The organism is Thalassotalea sp. LPB0316 (assembly GCF_014898095.1).
Taxonomy (GTDB): Bacteria; Pseudomonadota; Gammaproteobacteria; order Enterobacterales; family Alteromonadaceae; genus Thalassotalea_G.
In genome coordinates this window covers 839,917-861,552 of sequence record NZ_CP062946.1, presented here as the reverse complement: position 1 = coordinate 861,552, position 21,636 = coordinate 839,917, and the positions used below count along the sequence as shown (strand labels likewise).

At 41.6% G+C, this 21,636-nt stretch carries 13 protein-coding genes; 2 read left to right on the top strand and 11 right to left on the bottom strand.

Features of this window, described 5'->3' with window-relative positions; translation table 11 throughout:
* Positions 1–8: 8 nt before the first annotated feature.
* The gene (locus LP316_RS03825; RefSeq protein WP_226960795.1) at positions 9–1,235 is read right to left on the bottom strand and encodes a serine hydrolase domain-containing protein; all 1,227 of its coding nucleotides are present in this window, start codon (positions 1,233–1,235) and stop codon (positions 9–11) included.
* Positions 1,236–1,666: 431 nt separating this feature from the next.
* Here LP316_RS03825 and LP316_RS03820 point away from each other — a divergent pair, with 431 nt between their 5' ends.
* Both LP316_RS03820 and LP316_RS03815 read left to right on the top strand, forming a co-directional pair.
* Positions 1,667–2,542 (top strand): ABC transporter ATP-binding protein, encoded by an 876-nt coding sequence (locus LP316_RS03820; RefSeq protein ID WP_193022763.1) that lies wholly within the window; start codon positions 1,667–1,669, stop codon positions 2,540–2,542.
* 9 nt (positions 2,543–2,551) lie between these two features.
* A complete protein-coding gene (locus LP316_RS03815) occupies positions 2,552–6,121 on the top strand; it encodes an ABC transporter permease/M1 family aminopeptidase (protein WP_193022762.1) in 3,570 nt (1,189 codons plus the stop codon).
* Positions 6,122–6,177: 56 nt separating this feature from the next.
* Here the strand turns inward: LP316_RS03815 and nrdD are convergent, their stop codons facing one another.
* From nrdD to LP316_RS03765, 10 genes are all read right to left on the bottom strand, one after another.
* Entirely contained in the window at positions 6,178–7,977 is a 1,800-nt protein-coding gene (gene nrdD / locus LP316_RS03810) for an anaerobic ribonucleoside-triphosphate reductase (RefSeq protein ID WP_193022761.1), read from the bottom strand.
* 8 nt (positions 7,978–7,985) lie between these two features.
* Positions 7,986–8,438 (bottom strand): 4Fe-4S cluster-binding domain-containing protein, encoded by a 453-nt coding sequence (locus tag LP316_RS03805; RefSeq protein WP_193022760.1) that lies wholly within the window; start codon positions 8,436–8,438, stop codon positions 7,986–7,988.
* 237 nt (positions 8,439–8,675) lie between these two features.
* The gene (locus LP316_RS03800; protein WP_193022759.1) at positions 8,676–9,374 is read right to left on the bottom strand and encodes a hypothetical protein; all 699 of its coding nucleotides are present in this window, start codon (positions 9,372–9,374) and stop codon (positions 8,676–8,678) included.
* Between the two features lie 17 nt (positions 9,375–9,391).
* Entirely contained in the window at positions 9,392–10,102 is a 711-nt protein-coding gene (locus LP316_RS03795) for a hypothetical protein (RefSeq protein ID WP_193022758.1), read from the bottom strand.
* Positions 10,099–10,662, bottom strand: a complete 564-nt coding sequence (locus LP316_RS03790) for an RNA polymerase sigma factor (RefSeq protein ID WP_193022757.1) — start codon at positions 10,660–10,662, stop codon at positions 10,099–10,101. Before LP316_RS03790 ends, LP316_RS03795 begins: the two co-directional genes overlap by 4 nt.
* A gap of 23 nt (positions 10,663–10,685) precedes the next feature.
* On the bottom strand, positions 10,686–11,294 hold the full coding sequence (locus LP316_RS03785) for a TonB family protein (RefSeq protein ID WP_193022756.1): 609 nt from the start codon (positions 11,292–11,294) through the stop codon (positions 10,686–10,688).
* A gap of 276 nt (positions 11,295–11,570) precedes the next feature.
* Positions 11,571–11,867 carry a hypothetical protein gene (locus tag LP316_RS03780; RefSeq protein WP_193022755.1) on the bottom strand — a complete coding sequence of 99 codons (297 nt, stop codon included), beginning with the start codon at positions 11,865–11,867 and terminating at the stop codon, positions 11,571–11,573.
* A gap of 356 nt (positions 11,868–12,223) precedes the next feature.
* On the bottom strand, positions 12,224–14,977 hold the full coding sequence (gene polA / locus LP316_RS03775) for a DNA polymerase I (protein ID WP_193023797.1): 2,754 nt from the start codon (positions 14,975–14,977) through the stop codon (positions 12,224–12,226).
* Between the two features lie 528 nt (positions 14,978–15,505).
* A complete protein-coding gene (gene gorA / locus LP316_RS03770; protein WP_193022754.1) occupies positions 15,506–16,861 on the bottom strand; it encodes a glutathione-disulfide reductase in 1,356 nt (451 codons plus the stop codon).
* Between the two features lie 109 nt (positions 16,862–16,970).
* Entirely contained in the window at positions 16,971–21,512 is a 4,542-nt protein-coding gene (locus LP316_RS03765; RefSeq protein WP_193022753.1) for an EAL domain-containing protein, read from the bottom strand.
* Positions 21,513–21,636: the final 124 nt, after the last annotated feature.

Here is a 21,636-nt window from a genome sequence, read left to right as displayed (position 1 = left end):
ATGTGCTGTTAAGGAGTTTGCATGTGTTGTTGGTTAGCTGGTGTAGCTGCAGAACGCTCCGCTATTTGCTGCCAAAACCTTGCCGATATTTCGCTGATCACATTAGACTCGGCATTGATCAAAATAGCAAAACCGATGCCCAATTCAGGCATGTAACCTATATCTGCGCGAAAACCCTCAACCCAGCCACCGTGATAAATTAAATCCTGCTGATCTATTTGATATATTCGCCAACCATAACCATAGTGAGCGTCGGTCAAAAAGTCACGCCAATAACGCCTTTTTAGGTCGCGTTTTGTCCGAATAAATGGCGTGGTGACTCTATCCAAAAGTTCAGGAGACAATACATCAGGCTGATAGCCCATATTAGCATTAAGCCACTTAGCCATATCTAAAATACTGGCATTAACACCGGCAGCCGCTGGTACTTTGTAAAAGTCGCTATTTACCTGAACTTGCTTCCACGTATACTTGATGCGCGGTTTGCCATAGGCACTACTTTTATTCGTCTTCTTTTTCCTAATTAAAATATGCGGTTTGGCAGTATTTCCTTGTGCGCGAAACGCGGTTAAACCGACACTCGCCTGCTGCATATCTAATGGTGTAAATATTTTGTCTGCCAATACCTGCTCATAAGGTTGAGGCTGGCTAGCTTCGATTACGTCTTGTAAGAATCCATACATAATATTTTGATAACCATAGCATTTTGCTGGCTGACAAATGGGTGCTAAGCGATCAAAACGGCCAATGATTTTTTCCATACTCCAATTTTCATGCAGTAAGTTGTCGTAAGTATTTGGCAGTAAGCCACTGGTATGGCTAAGCAAATGATGCACTTTAATCTCATCGGCTTGTCCCGCCTGCTTTAGACTAAACTCCGGTAAAAAATGCGTTACCGGCGCCTGTAAATTAATTTTTCCTTCGAGTGCAAGTTGGGCAGTAAGTGTTGACGCAAATGGTTTTGACACTGACGCGAGTCGAAATACAGTGGTTGGTGTTACCGCTTGGTTTGAGCCTTTAGCAAGATGACCAAAGGTTTCTAGTGCCTTTATTTCACCATGCTCAACAATGACATATGCTGCGCCCGGAATACTTTTGTCGTTGAGCATGCTTGCCACATCTTTAGAAAATACCGTATTAAAGTTAGCCGTCGATTCGGCGTAGCTCGCCAACGCAAAAAAACTTGTGACAACAACATAAATCAGCCAACGGCAACATGCAAAACACCAAGACAAAAGAGGGCTCCAATTAGATAAAGGCAATTAATACCAAGTGAATTAAATATTTGATCACTCAGCGAGATTTAAAAGGCTTTTAGGCAAGGCTTTGATTGCCGATAATGGTTATTCCCTTATCAAAATCAGTAACGAAGCATAAAAGTCTTTTAAACTCGCCCTTGGGAGCTCGTCAGAAAAGTGATAATTTCACAAATTTACTTGATGGAGAATGACTACATCTGCATAAATTTCTTTTATTCTAACTTCCCTGACGTAGCTCTGAGTCGGTCAAATATTTATTTCAATTGGTATAAGTATTGTACCGCTTAGCCAAGACAACTTCGAATACTAATCAACGGTTTAGGTGACTTCACTTGTAAATCAATAAATTACATGGCATAAATTAACACTTTATTAACACTAAAACACCCCATAAAGGAATAACAATAATGCTTAAAATAGAAGGATTATCCAAAACCTACGACAACGGCGTTAAAGCACTAAACAACGTCAATTTAGAAATACCCAAAGGCATGTATGGCCTATTAGGACCAAATGGCGCGGGTAAGTCATCATTAATGCGGACGATTTCAACCCTGCAAGACGCTGATTCTGGTTCAATTACCTTTGACGGTATCGACGTGTTCAACAACCCACAAGCATTGCGCAAGCGCCTAGGGTATCTGCCACAAGATTTTGGTGTTTACCCACGCATTTCTGCCTACGATTTACTCGATCATATGGCTATCTTAAAAGGGTTAGACAACAAAGCACAACGCAAAGAAGCGGTTGACGGCTTGCTAGCTCACACGAATCTTTACCAACACAAAACCAAAGCTGTTAGTGGCTTTTCAGGTGGTATGCGTCAGCGTTTTGGCATTGCTCAAGCCCTACTTGGCGATCCCGATTTACTCGTGGTTGACGAGCCTACAGCTGGTTTAGATCCGGAAGAGCGCAATCGCTTTCACAACTTACTCGTGAGTTTAGGTCAAGAAAAAGTCATTATTTTATCCACTCATATAGTCGAAGACGTTTCAGAGCTTTGCCCAAACATGGCAGTGCTTGCCTCTGGCCAGATCTTGCTCGAAGGCAACCCAATCGATTTAACCAACCAACTCAACGGTCAAATTTGGCGTAAAACCGTGACACAACAAGAAGCACTAGAAATTGAACAGAACTTAACCGTGATTTCTAAGCGCTTATTTGCCGGCCAAACAATTATTCACGTATTGGCAGATACCGCACCTGAAGGGTTTGATACCACGCCGGCTAACCTAGAGGATGTTTATTTCTCTACCTTGCACAGTCATCGCAGTGCAGCTTAAGGAGTTAACATGCTAGCTAAAATGTTTCTCTTTGAGTGGCGATATTTAATTCGTCAGCCCTCGTTTATTGTTACCAGTTCGATTTTCTTTTTGCTCACCTTCTTTGCTACGGTTAGTGATAGCGTGCAAATTGGCGGTGGTGGTAATATCCATTACAACGGCCCATACGCTATAGCTCAAGCCGTTTGCATTATGCTGATTTTCTCGATGTTTTTAGTTGTTAACTTTGTCGCGAGTACCGCAACACGCAACGAAACAACGGGTATGTCGGAAATTTTATACAGTAAGCCAATTAACCCTGTTAGCTACCAACTCGGCCGCTTTCTGGGCTCATTTGCCACGGTTGCAACCGTCTTCTTATTCGTACCACTTGGCGTCTTAGTTGGCTGTTTTATCGGTGAACTTGCCGGTTGGGTTGACGAAGACAGATTAGGCACTACCCACCTCTCGTATTACATCACGGCCTACGTTTATATCGCCTTACCAACATTACTCGTGATGTCGTGTTTGTTTTATGCCTTTGCCAATAAATTCAAATCCATGATGGGCGCGTATTTAATTGCCGTTGCTTTGTTTATTTTATATAGCGTGGCCGGTGATTTATTATCTGATCCTAGCTATCGCACCGCCGTTGCCCTGCTCGACCCGTTCGGCTTTAGAACGTTTGGCGAAGTGACCCGTTACTGGACCATGTACGACAAAAACAATACACCAATTGAACTTACGGGTGTCTTACTGCAAAACCGAATTCTTTGGTTAGTTATTGCCGTCGTTATTCTGGCAATATTTGGTGGCTTTACACGTAAAGTCAGCTTGCAAAATAAACCGACCAAAGACAAAGCTAAAACTACAGATACAGGCGAAGCCTGTTTAGATAATCGCATTGACTACAAAAACCAAGGTATTAATACCCGCGCCCATTTGCTTTTGCGCACCAAATTTGAAATTAAACAAGTGGTATTTAGTGCGCCATTTTTAATCTTAAGTGCATTAACCGTATTTTCACTTATCGGGCCATTAATAGATCCCGACGGCGTTTTCGGCACACCTAACTGGCCAGTAACACAACAAATGGTTGATTTAATTGGCGGCGCAACAAGCCTTTTGATGTTGATCATTATTACTTACTACAGCGCCGAAGTTGTATGGCGCGAACGCAACTCAGGTATGGGCGATATGATTGATAGTCTGCCAGTGAACAATATCACTTACTGGTTATCAAAGCTTATTGCTTTAACGCTAGTAATGGCGATTTTATATGTCATTGGCACGATTGTTACCCTTATCAACCAAGTTGCCCTAGGTTATTTTAATTTTGAACTGAGCCAGTACGCCATTCGCTTGGGCTATATCAACCTAGTACCACTGTTAATGAGCGTAGTGCTAGCATTTTTCTTACAAGTGCTTAGCCCGAATAAATACATTGGTATGCTGCTGTTTGTGTTGTTTATCATTTCAACACTTGTGTTAAGTAACTTTGGTTTCAGCCACAACATGTTCCAGTTTGGCGGTGCCCCACGTGTGTTTTACTCAGACATTAACACCTATGGCCATTTCATGACCGCGTTTAATTGGTACATGTTGTATTGGGCAGGTATGTGTATTGCACTTAGTGCTATCACCTACGGCTTATGGCATCGCGGCCCAGCGCAACCACTAAAATCGCGTTTTAAGCGTATGTCATATTACATTGGCGCACCTGGACGCGTAGCAATCGTACTCGGTTTGGTGATTTTTGTTGGCGCAGGTAGTTACATTCACTACAACACGCGAGTGATCAATGAGTATGTTATTCAAGACGACCGCTTAGATACCCAAGGTGAGTACGAAAAAACCTACGGCCAATACAAAGAAGACCACATTCCAACCATCACTCAAACTCACGCTAAGGTTGATATTTATCCAAGTGAGCGTCGGATTGAAGCAGTAGCTGAAATCACGGTAGAAAATAAATCGGCTGAGCCGCTGAAAAAGTTTTTGATCAGCAAACCATCATTTAGTAAAGATTGGTCTGTCGAAATAGACGGTGGTGAAAGCCACAGTTATCAAGCGCGTTTTCGCACTGCGTGGTTCGAATTTGAGCAAGCATTACAACCTGGTGAAGTGCGCAAAGGTAAGTTAACTGTAACCCGCGCCCATGAAGGTTTTACCGATGGTGGTGAGGATTTCTCATTAGTTGAAAACGGTACTTTTATTAACAACTTCAGTTTGTTCCCGAGTTTTGGCTACCGCAATGACTGGCAAATACGAGACAAACACGAGCGTAAAAAACGCGACTTAGCTAAACTGGAGCGCGCCCACAAACTAGAAGAAAGCCAATATTACAATGAGAGCTTTTTCGGTAAGGGTGTTGATTTCATCGACTTTGAAGCGACGATTTCAACGTCAGAAGATCAATTTGCCATAGCGCCCGGTTATTTACAAAGTGAAGAAGTTATCGATGGTCGTCGTGTTTATCACTATAAAATGAATGCGCCAATCAAAAACTTTTACTCAATCATGTCGGCAAATTTAGCGGCTAAAAAAGTTGAATACAAAGGCATTAATATTGAGATCTATTATCACCCAGATCACGCCATGAATGTTGATCGGATGATTGAATCGGTACAAGACTCTATCGACTATTTCACCATTGCGTTTGGCCCTTATCAGCATCAACAAATGCGCATTATCGAGTTCCCTGGTTATCGCTCGTTCGCGCAGAGTTTCGCTAATACGGTGCCATATTCAGAAGATATTGGTTTTATCACTGATTTACGCGACCCTGAAAACGTCGATACCGTTTATTACGTGACGGCACACGAGGTAGCACACCAATGGTGGGGCCATCAAGTGGGCGCAGCTAACGTTCAAGGTAGTGCGATTATTTCGGAGAGTTTATCGCAATACGCAGCCCTAATGGTTTTAGAGAAAAAATATGGCAGCGACAAGTTGCGTAAATTCTTAAAATACGAGCTCGATCGCTACCTTAGAGGTCGTTCGCGTGAAGATATTGAAGAAATGCCGTTTATGCGCAGTGAAGGTCAGCAATACATTCACTACAACAAAGGCTCAGTGGTGATGATGGCGATCCGCGACCGACTTGGTGAAGCACGGTTAAATAAAGCACTTGCTGACTTTTTAACACGCTACAAATACCAAAGTACGCCATATCCAACCACCAAGGATTTAATGGCTTACATCATTCAAGATACATCACCTGAAGAGCAGACATTTGTCACGAATTTATTCGAACACATCACACTTTACGATCTTAAAACTAAGGCAGTAGAAGTCGCTGAGCTCGACAGTGGTAAATTCGAAGTGACTATCACGATTGATGCTGGCTTACTCAGAGCCGATGGTCGCGGTAAAGAAACACCAGAAGATTTTGTCGATATGGTAGACGTAGGTTTATTTAGCGAAGATCCTGAGGATTTATCGGTGCAAAGCAGCGTGCAATACCTGCAAAAACACGAGATAAAAACCGGTGAAAATATTATCACCTTGATCGTCGATAAGAAGCCTAAATATGTCGGTGTAGACCCTTTTGTAAAACTCATTGACCGAGATAGCGCGGATAATATTTACCGCTTATAAGGTTAATTGACTTGATTAATTACGCCCTAACATTGATTGTTAGGGCGTTTTTTTATCTAAGCGGCGCTTTCACTTTTTACTGGCTCTTTGTGATAGTGGCGTAATGCGTGCTCTTTTTGCCGCGCTTGGCTAAAACTGGTGACTTTTTTCAAATAGCCAATCACGCGAGTCGCCCAATCAACATCTTCACTGTGGCACTCACTACAAGCGTGCAATGTCCGCTTATCGATATGGCCGCACTGATTACAAACCGTAACTTTGATATTGGTTGTCCAATAGTTGCAACCTGTTTGGGCGGCAATTTGATATAGCTGAAAGTACTGTTGCTCATCTGGTGCTTCATCTAAATTCAAGTGTAATGCTGAGCCGCCATCTAAAAACTGCGTCAACTCATGACCATGCAAAATAAATTTATCAACGACGTTGATATGGTCGTTTTCAACCGGATAGAAATACGAGTTATAACAATCACGCTCAACTGTTAAGCCCGCTTTTCGATCCCATTTTGCGTTTTTCACCCCTAGGTTTTCCGCTGGCACAAATTCAGTATTAAATTTATAACCCCACTGTTTAGTTACCGCTTTGTTGGCATCGTAAATTACCTTGAGTTGCTTGGAGACAAACGCTTTATATTCCTTGTTATTACTCGCTTCAATACCTTGTGACTCTGCGGCTTCGACCATACCGTTGATACCGATAGTTAAAAATTGTTTATCTAAGTGGATAAAACCAGCATCGTACACGGGTAGCATACCTTGGTCTTGGTAGTGCTCCATTAATTTGCGATAAGCAACTTGGTACTTCTGTACGCGCTCGATAATGGCTTGTAAGTTTTGCTGCTCCTGTACCACCTTATTGATATTAACAGTGATCACGTTAATGGAGCCCGTGGCAACACCGCCCGCGCCTAGCGTGTATGAAAAGCTGTTATCTGCCACTTCATTGCGCAAGCGACAGCACGAAGCAAGTGAGTCAGCGCTATCAGACATATAAACAAAAAAACTGTTACCTTTTGCCATTTCTCGACTACAAAACTGAGCAAACTCAACATCGGCAACTTGTTTGTCTTGCGTTAATAGCGCCGCTGTAACGACAGGATAAGTGAGCATCGCACGCTCGCGCTCTTTGCCTAACCAATCGATAAAAAACTGTTGTAGCTGGTTAATTGTTTGCCACTTAGGGCTGTCACCGCAAGGGAAAACGAAATTTTCAAACATCGCATTTAAGAACGATTCACTAAACAATGAAATATTCCAAAACACCGATTGATAACCGCGAGCTGCTGCTGGCTGATTAACGCTATAAACAACGTGCTGAAGATGCGCTTCAATGTTAGATTTTGCGGTGATCAAGTAGTCATCACCATAATCTTTGCGGGCAAAATAGTCGAAATAGGTTAGAAACTCAACGGTTGCCACCGCGCCAGCAAATTGCGCACTTACAGCAAAAACCATATTAATAAAACTGCCGCAAAACGATTCAAGATGTTTAGGGGCTTTAGATTCTCCACCCAGCTTAGTTAAGCCATCGAGTAACAATGGATACATCGACAAACTGACACAATAGGGTTTAAGTGAGCTTTCATCGTGGGCATAAATCAAGTGCTGGTTAATGTCATCGATATATTGCTGGGCCAGCGATTGATCAAATATTTCAGCAATTTTATTGGTCAGCAATCGGCGGTTGATGGCTATATTAATGTCTTTGTTCAGCTCACTTTCTAGTGTCGCAATATTTTTACTGCTGATATTGGCATTAGCATCATATTTTGAACCGTCGGCCGCATTGTTCGCCTCGATATAGTTGGTAATAAAATTAATTTTTTCATCGATTAAACTGTCGTCAATATGGTACATAGGCGCGCTTATTCCTTAATGAATCTATAATTAAGTAATTGATTTTCAGGTAATTTAATAAAACGTTGATTAGTGGATTTACTTGCCAAGCCACCCAATTTAAAGTTGTAAGCACCAACTTTTAAGTAGCTTAATTGTTGTTTTAACTGCCAACAGACATCATCTTGGCCAGTATAGAGGCAGGTTTTGAAACCATAATCGACAGCAAGTTTGAGGTACTGCAATAATATTGCAGGTTGCCACTCTCCTCCCATAAACAAAACACAAGTTGCCATTTGTCGATACTGCGCTAAATAGCCAATATATTTTTGCTTTGTCAGCGGTTGACCGTAATTAGCATCCCACAACTCTGGCGAATGACAGTTCTTACAACCAAGATCGCAGCCGCTAATACAAAACGATAGCGAGACTTCTCCTGGCACTTCTTGAAAAACGATTTGCGGTGGTGTTGAGTTAAACATAAGCACTATATCTTGTGTTATTAGAAAAATAATACACAAGATATAGTGGGTAAATAAATTATCAACGTGCGATGAATTGACCTAGATCAAGCACAGAGAGCAAAGAGTTTTAACAATTAAATTGTCAAGTTCCTTGACCTAGAAATGTGCTAACCAGCGATAGAATGATTGTTAATTGATTGCTCAACAACTGTCACTAATTGCAACTGACAAGTGACTCGTTAACCCAAGTTTAGGTTATTGAACCAATAGCTTGATAGCCGTTGCTATAAACTGTCGTAAGGTAATTGGCATAATGACAAATAAGGCAATACCTCGATCAAAATTAGGATTAGCTTTGCAGTAGTAGCTAATTTCTGGTTTGTTATTTTGCTTAAAGCTTGCTACTTCTTCAGCGCTATAATTAGTTTTTCGACCCGCGTCTACTAAACAGGTTCGCTTAGCGTACTCGCTATAAATGCCATTGGCATTGAACTGTTTGAATAGCGTTTCGGTGTTAGCTGGCATATCCGGGGCGGGATAAACATGAGCAACATTTTTTGCCATCGCGCGATACATCGCCGGACTTAACATAGTATCGGCGTAGTATATTCGCCTAAATGGATGGCGTAACTTTAACTTCGTTACTTCCAGCAAGCTAAAACTAAACGTATTGCCGCCTTGGCGAAATTCAGGATAAAAAGCGGCAGAGGCTTTGACTAAAATAATTCCTTGCTGATGATGCAAGGTCAATAAACAATAACCAACAATGCGCTCGCCTGCATAATACAACCGCAACCTTCTATCAAACGCATCGTTGGCAGTGAAATACTTGGTTAAATAAGCCTGTGCATCAACATCACTAAAGCTTTGTTCGATTAGTGGTAACAGTTGCGCTTGCTGATTTTGGCTAAGCCAGCCTGTCGATTGTTTTAAATCCTGTTGTACTAACTTCATACGCGTACTCTTACCAACTACTTGTCGGTAAATTCGAAGATAATTTCCATTCCTTTGATTTCAGTTTCCGGCTTAGCATAACGCCACTGACTCAGCGCTCTTTTCGTTGCTTTTAACATCAATAGGTTTGTACTGTTTTCCATTGTGATGACATTGCGCACCTGCCCTTGGCGATCAATATCGAACCCTAGCTTTATCATGCCAACTTCAAACGCTTGTTGATCAATTACCGGTAATTTTTGCACCAGAGGTTTAAGTTGGGTATTCGGTTGCGCAATCTGTAACTCGCCAAGTCTAAAATCCGCTGGCGTGATCAAGTGAATGTCACTCGGCACCGTCAACGCTTGTTGCTCCGGAAGGCTGTGCGCCGAAGTTGGCCTATCTGGTACTTCTGGTTGCACCGGTAACTCGGGTATTGGTAGCGTATCAGGGACAGATGTATTAGTAGGTACTTCTAGCTCAACCACACTAACATCCGTTGTTTGGTTAGGTACGTGGTCAATTTTGGGTTGCTTTAACATACTAACCATGACAGCAAACGTTGCAGCCGAAACCGTTAAGCCACCGAGTATCAAACCAAAGGGTTTAAACCAACGACGAGTATCGCTAGCTTTATCGGCGCTTTGACTTTGCAGCGCTTGTTCAACGTTAAATTCAGGCACGTTTAAGCTATTTTTTCGCTGTTGAAAAAGCGTTGTTAACTCTTGATCAAATTTATCGTTGCTCATGAGTTTTCCTCTATCAACTGCTTAAGCTTGGCTTTGCCATATCTTATCCGACTCTTGACGGTTTCAAAACTTTCATTGGTTAGCTCGGCAATTTGCTCAACACTGAAACCTTCTTGTTGAAAAATAATCGCCTCTCGTTGAAAAAAGTTAAGCTGCGCCAACGCTTGGTTTAGCACGTTGAGTTTATCCTCTTTATCTATTTGCTCGCTCAAGGGCTGGGTTGTTAATTCAACAGCCGCGTGCTCATCACTAACAAATTTGTTGCGCTTGTTAAACTCATCAAACAAAGTATTGCGCGCTATGCGAAATAACCACGCTTTAATATGTTGATAGTCATTTAATGGTGTACTGTTGATCACTTTTAGCCAAGTGCTCTGTATAGCATCTTGCGCAATATCCTTATCTGACAGGCTCACTAAATAGTGATAAATATCTGTTTGATACAAGCTGACCAAGCGCGTTAATGCCTCAGTATCACGATGCAGATGATATGCCTTAAGCAATGCTTCGGGGTGGGACTGAATATTCAACCACCCCTTCACTTTAGACGGTAACTTCAAATGATATCCTTTCTCTTATACCGTTAGGTACTTTGATCTAACTTAAAATCAAGTTGAACAGATAAATTATGCTGAGCAACGGCTTTACCATCAAGCGTTTTGGCTTGGTATTTCCACTTTCTCAAGGCTTGTTTAGCTGCTTGATTAAACACCCGTTTAGGATTAGCGTCAATAACTCGAATATTTTCAACCGCGCCTATTTCATTGATATCAAAACCTAACACGACCCACCCTTCAATGCCATCGCGACTAGCCTTTGGTGGATAACTGGGGTTTACGCGAAAAATTGGCCGAGCACCACTATCGGCCGGCCCGGTAAAATTAATTGTCTTTAACGACTTACCTAAGTTAAGTTGCGGTACCACAACACCAATATCAGTTGTTAATGGCTCTGTTTCTTCCACCACCTCTCGTTGTGTTGGTGGTTTAGCTACGACTTTTGGCGGCTCAATTTTCACGCGAGTCATTTCATTTTTTACGCTCGCCGGCGGGGTTTGATTCACCGCAACAGGTTTTTGTATCGGCTCATCAATAATGGGTGCTTGTTCACTCGCCACCATGTATGCCATTAAACTAAACAAGCCCAATGTCATAGCACTACTTAACAGTAAAATAATTATCAATTTTTTCATATCCACCTCATCGTTAGTCATAAATAAAAGGTGTGATCACAACGCCATTCCAATTGGCTTATTGATATAACTGATGAAAAAGTAAAAAGGGGTTAAATTTTTTTCAAAGATAAAATGTAATTTTACAACAGGGTGTTTGCTGAATATTTTGGCTACATGCTATTTAAAGAGATGCCCGACTGCTCGGGCATGACAGCATTTCGTCATTACCACGTATACCGACATGGATGTAGGTAACTAGAATAATGCAGGGAGCAATTATCGAGGTGGTAATATTTAGACCTTACCGTCATTACCGCGTAGGCGGTAATCTCCTCTTACACAATGCAAAGATACCCGACTACTCGGGTATGACATCATTTCGTCATTACTGTGAATGCGGTAATCACCTCTTTTACAACACGAAGATACCCGACTGCTCGGGCATGACACCATTTCGTCATTACCGCGAATGCGGTAATCTCCTCTTTTACAACACAAAGATACCCAACTACTCGGGTATGACATCATTTCGTCATTACCGCGAATGCGGTAACCTCCTCTTACACAATGCAAAGATGCCCGACTACTCAAGTATGGCTCGTAATGGCATTGCCGCGAATGCGTAGTTAAGCGATAATTTTTGAGACAAAAAAAAGCCGATGAGTGAATCATCGGCTTATTAGCTATGAGGAAAGCTAGAATATACAATTATTACAACAAGTGTTCGCGTTGAGGAACGATTTGAATTATAGAGTACCTACTCTAGCTTTGTAAAGCACTTTTTGTAATTTATTTTCATTTATGTGTTATTTTTTCACAAAAAAGCAAAACAAAAGCAGTTTAACTGCCGAAAAATGAAATAAAACCACTTATTTTGTGGTTATTTAGTCACCGTGATGACTAAATAACCAATAGAGAAGCTATTAATTAATGTGAGCACTGGTTGTTTAATGTGCCTGATCCCAGTTTTCACCAACACCTGCTTCGGCAATCAGCGGTACCGACAAGCTGACCGCGTTATTCATGATCTCAACCAGTTTATCAACAGTTTCATCTAAAATGTCTTGATGGATTTCAAAGATAAGTTCATCGTGCACTTGCATCGTCATCTTGATCCGTGAATCGTTTTGTTCAAGTAACCATTGTTGTACCGCGATCATCGCCTTTTTAATAATATCAGCAGCGGTGCCTTGCATCGGTGCATTGATCGCCGCACGCTCGGCTGCTTTTTTACGCGCTTGGTTTCGCGCTTTAATATCAGGTAAGTAAAGTCGGCGACCAAAGAGCGTTTCAACGTAACCTTGCTCACTGGCTTTCTCACGCGTTTCTTCCATATAAGTGAGTACACCCGGGTAACGCTTAAAATACAAGTCCATATAATCTTGAGCTTGTTTGCGACCAATACCTAATTGTTTTGATAAACCAAAGGCCGACATCCCGTAAATTAAACCAAAATTAATTGCTTTCGCGCTACGACGTTGATCTGATGTCACCTCTTCTAGCGCGACATCAAAGATTTCAGCGGCTGTTGCTTGGTGAATGTCTCGTCCTTGACTAAAGGCATTCACTAAGCCTTCGTCTTGAGAAAGATGTGCCATAATTCTCAACTCAATTTGCGAGTAGTCAATCGCAACAATTTTATAGTGCTCAGGGGCGATAAACGCTTGTCTGATTTTACGCCCTTCTGCGCTGCGAATTGGAATATTTTGCAAGTTAGGATCCGTTGAAGAAAGTCGCCCTGTCGCTGCAACCGCTTGGTGATAAGACGTGTGAACACGACCTGTTTTTTCACTGATCATCAGCGGTAACTTATCGGTATAAGTAGACTTCAACTTACTCAAGCCACGGTGCTCTAAAATTAATTTAGGCAACGGATAATCTAAGGCGAGCTCCTGTAATACTTCTTCGGCCGTTGATGGCGCGCCTTTGGGCGTCTTTTTGATAACTGGAATTTTTAGTTCTTCAAACAAGATTTCCTGTAACTGCTTAGGCGAGCTTAAATTAAAGGCCTTACCGGCAATATTGTGGGCTTCAACTTCTAACTCAGCTAATCGATTACCGATAACATCACTTTGCTCGTGGAGTAAATCAGGATCAATTAACACCCCCGTTTGCTCCATGGCACAAAGTACCGGCATGAGAGGCATTTCAATCTCGTTAAATACAGCTAGTTGGCTAGTTGACTTCGATAATTTTGGGTGAATAGCATGATGTAAGCGCAAAGTAATATCTGCGTCTTCAGCGGCATAGTGAGCTGCTTTTTCAAGTTCGATCTGATTAAAGGTTAACTGTTTAACCCCTTTACCGGCGATATCTTCAAATTTTACCGTTTGGTAATCTAAATACTTTTGCGCTAAAGCATCCATATTATGACGCGTTGCCACACTGTTTAAACAGTACGACTCAAGCATAGTATCAAAAGCTACGCCATTAAGGGCAATGTTGTAATGGCTCAAGACATTAGCATCGTACTTTAAGTTTTGGCCGATTTTTTGAATGTCAGTACTTTCTAAAATGGGTTTTAGTTTGACTAGCACGTCATCAATATTAAGCTGCTCAGGTGCGCCAACATAATCATGGGCTAACGGTAAATAAGCCGCTTTGCCTGCCTCAATGCTAAACGACATCCCAACAAGCTGAGCTTTCATGTAATCAACCGAAGTCGTTTCCGTATCAAAAGCAAACAACTTAGCGCCAGTGAGTTTGTTTAACCATTGCTCGAAGGCATCAGAGGTTAAAATAATCTCATATTCGGCATCGATATTATCCATCGGCAAAGAGAGTTCTTCTTCGTCTTCCTCACCACTTGATGTTTGCGATGGTGCAGTTTTGTCTCCGGCATTAAGTTCGGCTAACAAACGCTTCAATTCAAACTTAGTGTACAGCTCGGTAAGTTTTTCAACATTCGCTGGTTTAGGTAAAATTTGTTCAACGGTTTGATCGAGCTCAACATCTAATTTGATGGTGGCTAACTCATAAGACAAAGGTAGTTGCGACAGTGCCGCTCGCAGGTTTTCGCCAATTTTTCCTTTTATTTTGTCGGCATTTTCAATCACCCCTTCAAGGGTTTTATACTCAGTTAGCCATTTAACTGCCGTTTTAGGGCCACATTTTTCAACGCCCGGAATGTTATCAACCTTGTCACCCATCAAGGCGAGGTAATCGATAATTTGATCTGCGCGAACACCAAATTTTTCGATCACACCTTGTTCATCAAGCTCGGTGCTCGTCATGGTATTGATCAAGCGCACATGAGGCGTCACCAATTGGGCCATATCTTTATCACCCGTTGAAATAATCGTTTCCATGCCTTTTTGGTCAGCCTGATGCGCCAATGTACCGATGACATCGTCGGCTTCAACGTCATCAATCACCAGTAAAGGCAGCCCCATCGCTTCAATAATTTCATGTAGCGGCGCTATTTGACTGCGCAAATCGTCCGGCATAGGTGGGCGATTAGCTTTATATTCTGGATAAATATCGTTGCGAAATGTTTTGCCTTTTGCATCAAAAACCACAACGACATTAGCGCGTGGATATTCTTTCTGCAAACTGCGAATCATATTAAGTACACCGGTAATTGCACCGGTTGGTTGACCATCTTGCGTTGAGAGGGCTTGTAAATAAGGTACGTGATAAGCGCGAAATAAGTATGATGAACCATCAACTAAAATTGTTGGGGATAAGTTTGTCTCAGTCATGTGTTTGTAATTGGTGACAAAATAATGAGGTAAGGATGCCACAAACCGCGCCTACTCTCCACCGATATTGGCAACAGTGGAAAGAACTAAACGCACCTGTGGATAACTCTGTGAAAAAGCCACGAGAAATGCGACATTCAAACCTTATGCTTGATGCCGTTATTTTATGTATGTGATTGAATATATTAAAAAAAAGGTAAGTCAAAGTTCCTTTTTTATACACATTTGTTATTTTTATTGTTTTGTGAATAAAAAAATTTTTATCCATTTTTATTATGTTCATTTTTACAGCAACTGTGCAAAAATGAGTTAAAAAGATTAACAGAATTGAGGTGGATTACTAGTCTAATGTTAAAACTTTTTTAAAATAATATGACAAATTAAAAGAACAAAAAAACATAAGCTAGGAATAACAAGGCGAACTCCCTATTTTAGAAAATTGACTTCAGCAATTTCTCCCTAAAGTAACCAATAAAAAACCGAGAGAGCATTGCCCTTCTCGGTTTTTAATGTACCGCTAAAGAAAGCCTAACGCATCGTAACAAACTCTTCAGCAGACGTTGGGTGAATAGCTACCGTATTGTCAAAGTCAGCTTTGGTTGCGCCCATCTTAAGGGCAACAGCAAACCCCTGCAATAGCTCGTCGCTACCAAAGCCAATCGAATGAATGCCGACAATTTTCTCTTCTTTACCGACACAAATTAACTTCATTCGAGTTGGATCTCGATAATCTTCGGTGATCGCTTGATATAACGCGGTAAATTGCGAGTTATATACTTTCACTTGGGCTTCGCCATATTGCTCAATGGCTTCTGGCTCAGTTAAGCCAACCGTACCAATTACTGGGTGGCTAAACACCACGGTTGCAACATTGTTATAATCTAAATGTTCATAGGGTTTATTGTTAAATAAGCGCTCTGATAAACGGCGCCCAGCAGCAACGGCTGTTGGTGTTAGCTGAATACGGCCAGTATTATCGCCGACCGCAAAAATATGCTCTACGTTAGTGTTTTGATACTTATCCGTTGGAATGAAACCATTCTCGTCAAGCGCCACACCTGTTACTTCAAGGTTTAAGTTATCTGTCGCCGGCTCTCGGCCAATCGCCCACACCACTTGCTCAACCGGCGCTAATCGCTGACCATTTTCAAAATGAACGACCAACTTGCCGTCATCGAGTTGTTCAATTTTGCTCGGAATACTATGAGTATGTAAGGTTGGACCGTGTTTAGCCATTTGCTCGACTATGGTGTCGCTAAGCATTGGATCGAAATTACGCAATGGCTTTTCTTTTCTCACCACCAAATCAGTTTTGGTGCCAAGCGCGTGAAATACACCTGCTAATTCAACCGCAATGTAGCCTGCGCCGATCACTGCAACACTTTCTGGTTGCTTTGTTAAGGCAAAAAAGCCATCTGAATCTATGCCGTAGTGAGCACCTTCAATATCTGGAATAGCTGGGCGACCACCGGTCGCGATGAGGAATTTGTCAGCCGTGTACTCTACCCCATCAACATCAATGGTATGAGCATTTTTAAAGCGGGCAAAGCCATTAATCAAGGTGACCTGGTTAGCATCAAAACCACGCTGATAAGCCGCATGAATACGCTCAATATAGGCTTCGCGATTTTTCACCATGCGCTGCCAGTTATAACCTTGCTGGGCTAAATCAAAACCGTAATCGTAACCATACTTTAGTGCATCAGCGATTTGTCCGGCATACCACATGGCTTTTTTAGGCACACAACCGACATTAACGCACGTTCCACCGACGGCTTTTGCTTCTACAATGGCTACTTTTTTACCGTACATTGCCGCCCGATTAGCTGATGCAATGCCGCCGCTACCGCCACCGATAGCGATATAATCGAAATGTTGAGACATAATTCACCTTATTTAACCTGAACTCGGGATAAGAAGTTCAGGTTATTTAATTACTTGCTTTTATAGTTGGGTATAATTCGATGAATTACAAGGTTATAACCAATTTTGGTTAACTACTTACTAGCTTGGCTTCTTTGCTCACCCGAATGTCAATGTCGCTTGCGGCCATCGGCTTACAGAAAAAGTAGCCTTGGAAAAACTGACACCCCTTGCTGCGCAAATAGTCTAGTTGATCTTGCGTTTCTACACCTTCAGCAATACAGCGCATATTTAAACTATTGGCGAGGACCAAAGTTGCATCAACAATGGCTTGATCCGTTTTGTCTTTACCAATGCCATCAATAAAGCTGCGATCAACTTTGAGAATATCCAAAGGTAACTGTTTCAAGTAGCTAAGAGACGAATAACCAGTACCAAAATCATCTAACGCTAGCTCAATACCAAAGTCAGTCAATGCAACCATCGTCTGAGTCGCTTTTTCTGGCTCTTTGATCAGTGCAGATTCAGTCACCTCAATTTTGAGTGCCGAAGGCGGTAACTGATGTTGAGATAATAACTGGCTGATTTGTTTAATCAAAGATTGATCGTGAAAATGAACCGCAGAAACATTGAGCGACAAATATAACTGTGAATGGACCTGACGCCATCTTGCAAGATCAGTTAATGCCCTATTCAAGGATTTTATGGTCATCTCACTAATCAAGCCAAGCTCTTCTGCCATTGGAATAAAAATAGCCGGTGAAATCAAGCCATCTTGACTTGGCCAGCGCAATAATAACTCTACGCCTACGGTCTGTGAGCCTGAAGCGTCAATAATTGGCTGGTAGTGGTTTACAAATTTGTTTTCTTCAACCGCTAATTTAAGCCGCGCTTCTTGTCTGACCCGTTCAGCGACTTGCTCATTCATTTGATTTGTAAAGAACTGAAAGTGATTGCGACCATTTTGTTTCGCGTGATACATCGCAATATCGGCGCTGCGCAGTAGCTCAGCCGAATCTTCAGCATTTTCTGGATAAATCGCAATACCAATACTCGCACCAATCGTAACAATGTGCTCGACCAAGGTAAACGGTTGTGCCAAGCTATCAATTAAACTTTGCGCTATTCTCGCGACATCTTTAACCGCGGTGTAATTTTCAATTAACACGACAAACTCATCACCACCTAAACGAGCAATGGTATCTTCGGATCTCAGCGCAAACTTTAAACGTTCAGTAACAACTTTGAGCAATAAATCACCGTAGTCATGACCTAAGCTATCATTAACCTGTTTAAAGCGATCTAGATCGATAAACAACAGTGCCATTTCAGAGTTATGACGTTGCACTACCGTCATCGCATGTTCGATACGATCGAGCAACAAGGTGCGATTAGGTAAACCGGTGAGGTGATCATAGTTTGCCATGTAGCGCAATTCTTGCTCAGCATTTTTTTGTGCGGTGATATCGGTGATCAAACAGACATAGTGAGCTTGTTTATCAAGGTGTGACTCACCAACTGTGATGTTGATCAGAACATGGTACTCTTTACCATTATCCAATGTGACCAATTCATCACCTCGCCAGCTTTCACCCGCTTTTAACGATTGAATTAAATCGACGTAAAATTGGCGTTTACTCAACGGTAAGGTCTTAGCAAAAGTTGACATTGGCAAGTCTTCTGCCTGCCAACCAAAGACGTCTCTGATCGCTTTATTTGCGGTAATTTTGCTTAAGTCGTGATTGATGATCACTACCCAATCTTTGGTTTGAGCAAAAGCGGCACCGTAATATTGGGCACGCTCTTCTTCCGCTCGAGTTTCTGTAATATTGGTATAAGATCCGGTGACTCGAGTTGGCTTGCCTTGACTGTCAAGCGCAACAATTTTGCCTAAGTCTTTAAACCACAACCACTGGCCAGAATCTGACTTCAAACGATAAGTACAGCTAAAGTTTTCCTCGAGATCTGCGCGTTGTAAAAACTTTTGCCAAGCACTTAAAAACTCACCTTTGTCTTGTGGATGAATGAGATCAATATGCTGAGAAAATTGATAAGCACTCTCTGCGTATTTATAGCCAAGTTCTTGGTTGATTCGTTTAGAAAACAGTAAATCATCACTGGCTTGCCAATCCCAAACATCACTGTTACTGCCTTTTAATGCCAATTGCAGACGATTTTCACGATATTTAACTTCTTCGTGAGCGGCTAACAGGGCAATTTGACGTAAATGACGGCGATAAAGTATGTATGAAATAGTAATAATAGCCACGAGCGAATATATCAAATAAGCAATCGGCGACTTCCATGGCGCATATGACACTTTAAAGTTAACGTAAAACGGCTCTGATGGCACACCCGTATCTGGCGGTATGGTTTGCACTTTAAGACGGTGAAGGCCCGAAGCTAAACGGGGAAAAACGATAAAGTTATCTTGCGTTGCCGGAAAAACAACTGGTTCAGGGCCTTGTAACTCGAACAAGAACTTCTGATCACCCACATTGACAAAATCAAAATCTGTAAAGGCAATGCGAATGCCAATATCGTCGTAACTCAATGGAATAGTCGATTGATTAGCCGTATATAAGGCCGACGACAAACTTGACGATAACACATCAAACTCTGACACTTGAATAGGATACTTATTCCGGCTTGCTGCCTTATCTTTCAATTTTTTAGGATCGAGAATACTAACACCTGCCGTTGAGCCGAATGCCATGTGATTATTGTGCAGTTTTAGCGCGGCACCCCAGTTAAACTCGTTACCAACTAAACCATCAAAACGATCAAAATGACGAAGTGTTTTAGTTTTCGCATCGACGACATAGATGCCATCATGGCTACTAAACCAAATATCGCCTTGTTCATCTGGCACCAAGCCATAAACATTATTATCGATACCATGAGTGTCATTATTAATCGTTTCAATAACCTCAAAGGTTTCACTATTTAGCACTAATAGGCCTTTACTCGATACTGACAACCAAAGTTGTCCTGCGTCATCAAGGTAAGACTTGATAAACGGCAAAGCCTCATTTTGACTGACATATGGGTTATCAAAAACTTTTTTAACCGCGCCGGTGGTTTTGTCAAATAGATAAAGCGCTTGATTCGATGTGAGTAAGTAACGGTTTTCATCTACTCTTTGTAATACGTTGACTAAATTATTCGCTAATTCAGGCTCGGAAAAACTGTACTTTCTAACAATTGTAAACTGATTAAAATCAACGTAATAAACCTGCTCAGAAGTGGTTAACCAAGCCATTCCTGCATCATCATAACTAATGGCATAAATATCACCATTTAACACTTTGCCAATCGGTGAATCGGGTGGAATAAAATAGCGATACCCCGAAGAAATATTCAATAAATAGCTGTTACGAGCACTCAGCACTAACAAATCGTCGTCACTGATAAACTGCAAATTATAAATATGGTTTTCATCGAATTGAAAGGTATTAGCCAAATCTAGAAAGTAGTGCTGAATATTACCTGTGCGCAAATTTTCTTTGGCAAGACCATAACTTGTGCCAATCCAAAGCTCTTCTGGTTGACTTGGTGATTGCGCGAAAGCCCAAACTTCTGTACTCGGCAAGCCTGAAATCTGATGCTTTTGATGGTAACTGTTGCGAACGGCATCGTTTTCTTGGTTTAAAATCAACAAGCCTCTAGAGCTTGTGCTTAGCCAAAGTCGACCTAAGTGATCACTCGATACGTTGATGATCCGTTCATCACTTACCTCTGGCGCTAAGTGATTGGCAGCCGCTATAAACTGGTAAACTTGTGTTTTTATATCGAAGGAAAATAAGCCGCGTTCATCTGAAACGAACAAGGTTTGGCCATTCAGATGCAAACTCCACGTAGAGGTTTCTTCATCGATTTGATGGTACCTAAAAGTACCTGTTTGTTGTTCACTATGGCTTAGTAATTCATCGACCTTGGCAGAATACAAACCACGAAATGTCCCTAAATATAAGGTATTTTGTTCATCAATCGCTAAATCATAAACCTTGTTTGCCAATACATGTTCACCATCATCTTCTGATAGCTTGGCGAGTAGTTTAGGTAGTGGTTTTAGCTGATGTTTATTTAAGTCGTATACAAATAACCCTGAACGCGTCCCAAAAAACACCATAGAACCTGCTGTAATCATTGAATAAAGCGCGTGTTCTTCATTAATTAACTCGTCAAATTTAGTTAATTCAGACACTTGTTTGCTGTTAACATCTACGGTAAATAATGCTTTGGAGGTTAAGACTAAGAGTTCGCCCGAATCAGCAATAGCTAACTCAACAATATAAGCGTTTTGTCCTGTATCAGCAGATAAAACATTTTGCTGAGTGTTATTGATCGGATCGTAGAAAAACAGCCCTTCACCTTGAAAAGCTATCCATATATTGCTGTTGTTATCCTGAATAACATCAACAGGATAACCATCTGCAAAGATATTATCAGGCCCCTGCAGTGGTCTAAAGCGATAGCCATCATAAATATCAATGCCATTTTCATTAAGTGCCCAAACAAAGCCTCGATTATCTTGGAAGACGTGCTCAACAGTTCCTTGTCTTAAGCCCTCTTCAAGGCCTATATGAATAGCACTGTGGTGAACCGAAGCCGATGGCTGCGCCCCAAACAATAAACAATACAGTAAGAAAAATTGACCAACTAGCTTCACGTAATACCCAATGTTCGTAATAAACACCTAAACAACAGTTTAGCACCTTGCCGTCGTTAACCACCATGTATCGAAATGTTGCAGATCTATTTCCATTATACACGAATACCAACTTAAGCCTAAT

Coding starts and splice junctions, on each gene's coding strand:
- LP316_RS03820 (WP_193022763.1), top strand. CDS start 1,667: ATGCTTAAAATAGAAGGATTATCCAAAACCTACGACAACGGCGTTAAA.
- LP316_RS03815 (WP_193022762.1), top strand. CDS start 2,552: ATGCTAGCTAAAATGTTTCTCTTTGAGTGGCGATATTTAATTCGTCAG.
- nrdD (WP_193022761.1), bottom strand. CDS start 7,977: ATGTACCATATTGACGACAGTTTAATCGATGAAAAAATTAATTTTATT.
- LP316_RS03805 (WP_193022760.1), bottom strand. CDS start 8,438: ATGTTTAACTCAACACCACCGCAAATCGTTTTTCAAGAAGTGCCAGGA.
- LP316_RS03800 (WP_193022759.1), bottom strand. CDS start 9,374: ATGAAGTTAGTACAACAGGATTTAAAACAATCGACAGGCTGGCTTAGC.
- LP316_RS03795 (WP_193022758.1), bottom strand. CDS start 10,102: ATGAGCAACGATAAATTTGATCAAGAGTTAACAACGCTTTTTCAACAG.
- LP316_RS03785 (WP_193022756.1), bottom strand. CDS start 11,294: ATGAAAAAATTGATAATTATTTTACTGTTAAGTAGTGCTATGACATTG.
- polA (WP_193023797.1), bottom strand. CDS start 14,977: ATGACTGAGACAAACTTATCCCCAACAATTTTAGTTGATGGTTCATCA.
- gorA (WP_193022754.1), bottom strand. CDS start 16,861: ATGTCTCAACATTTCGATTATATCGCTATCGGTGGCGGTAGCGGCGGC.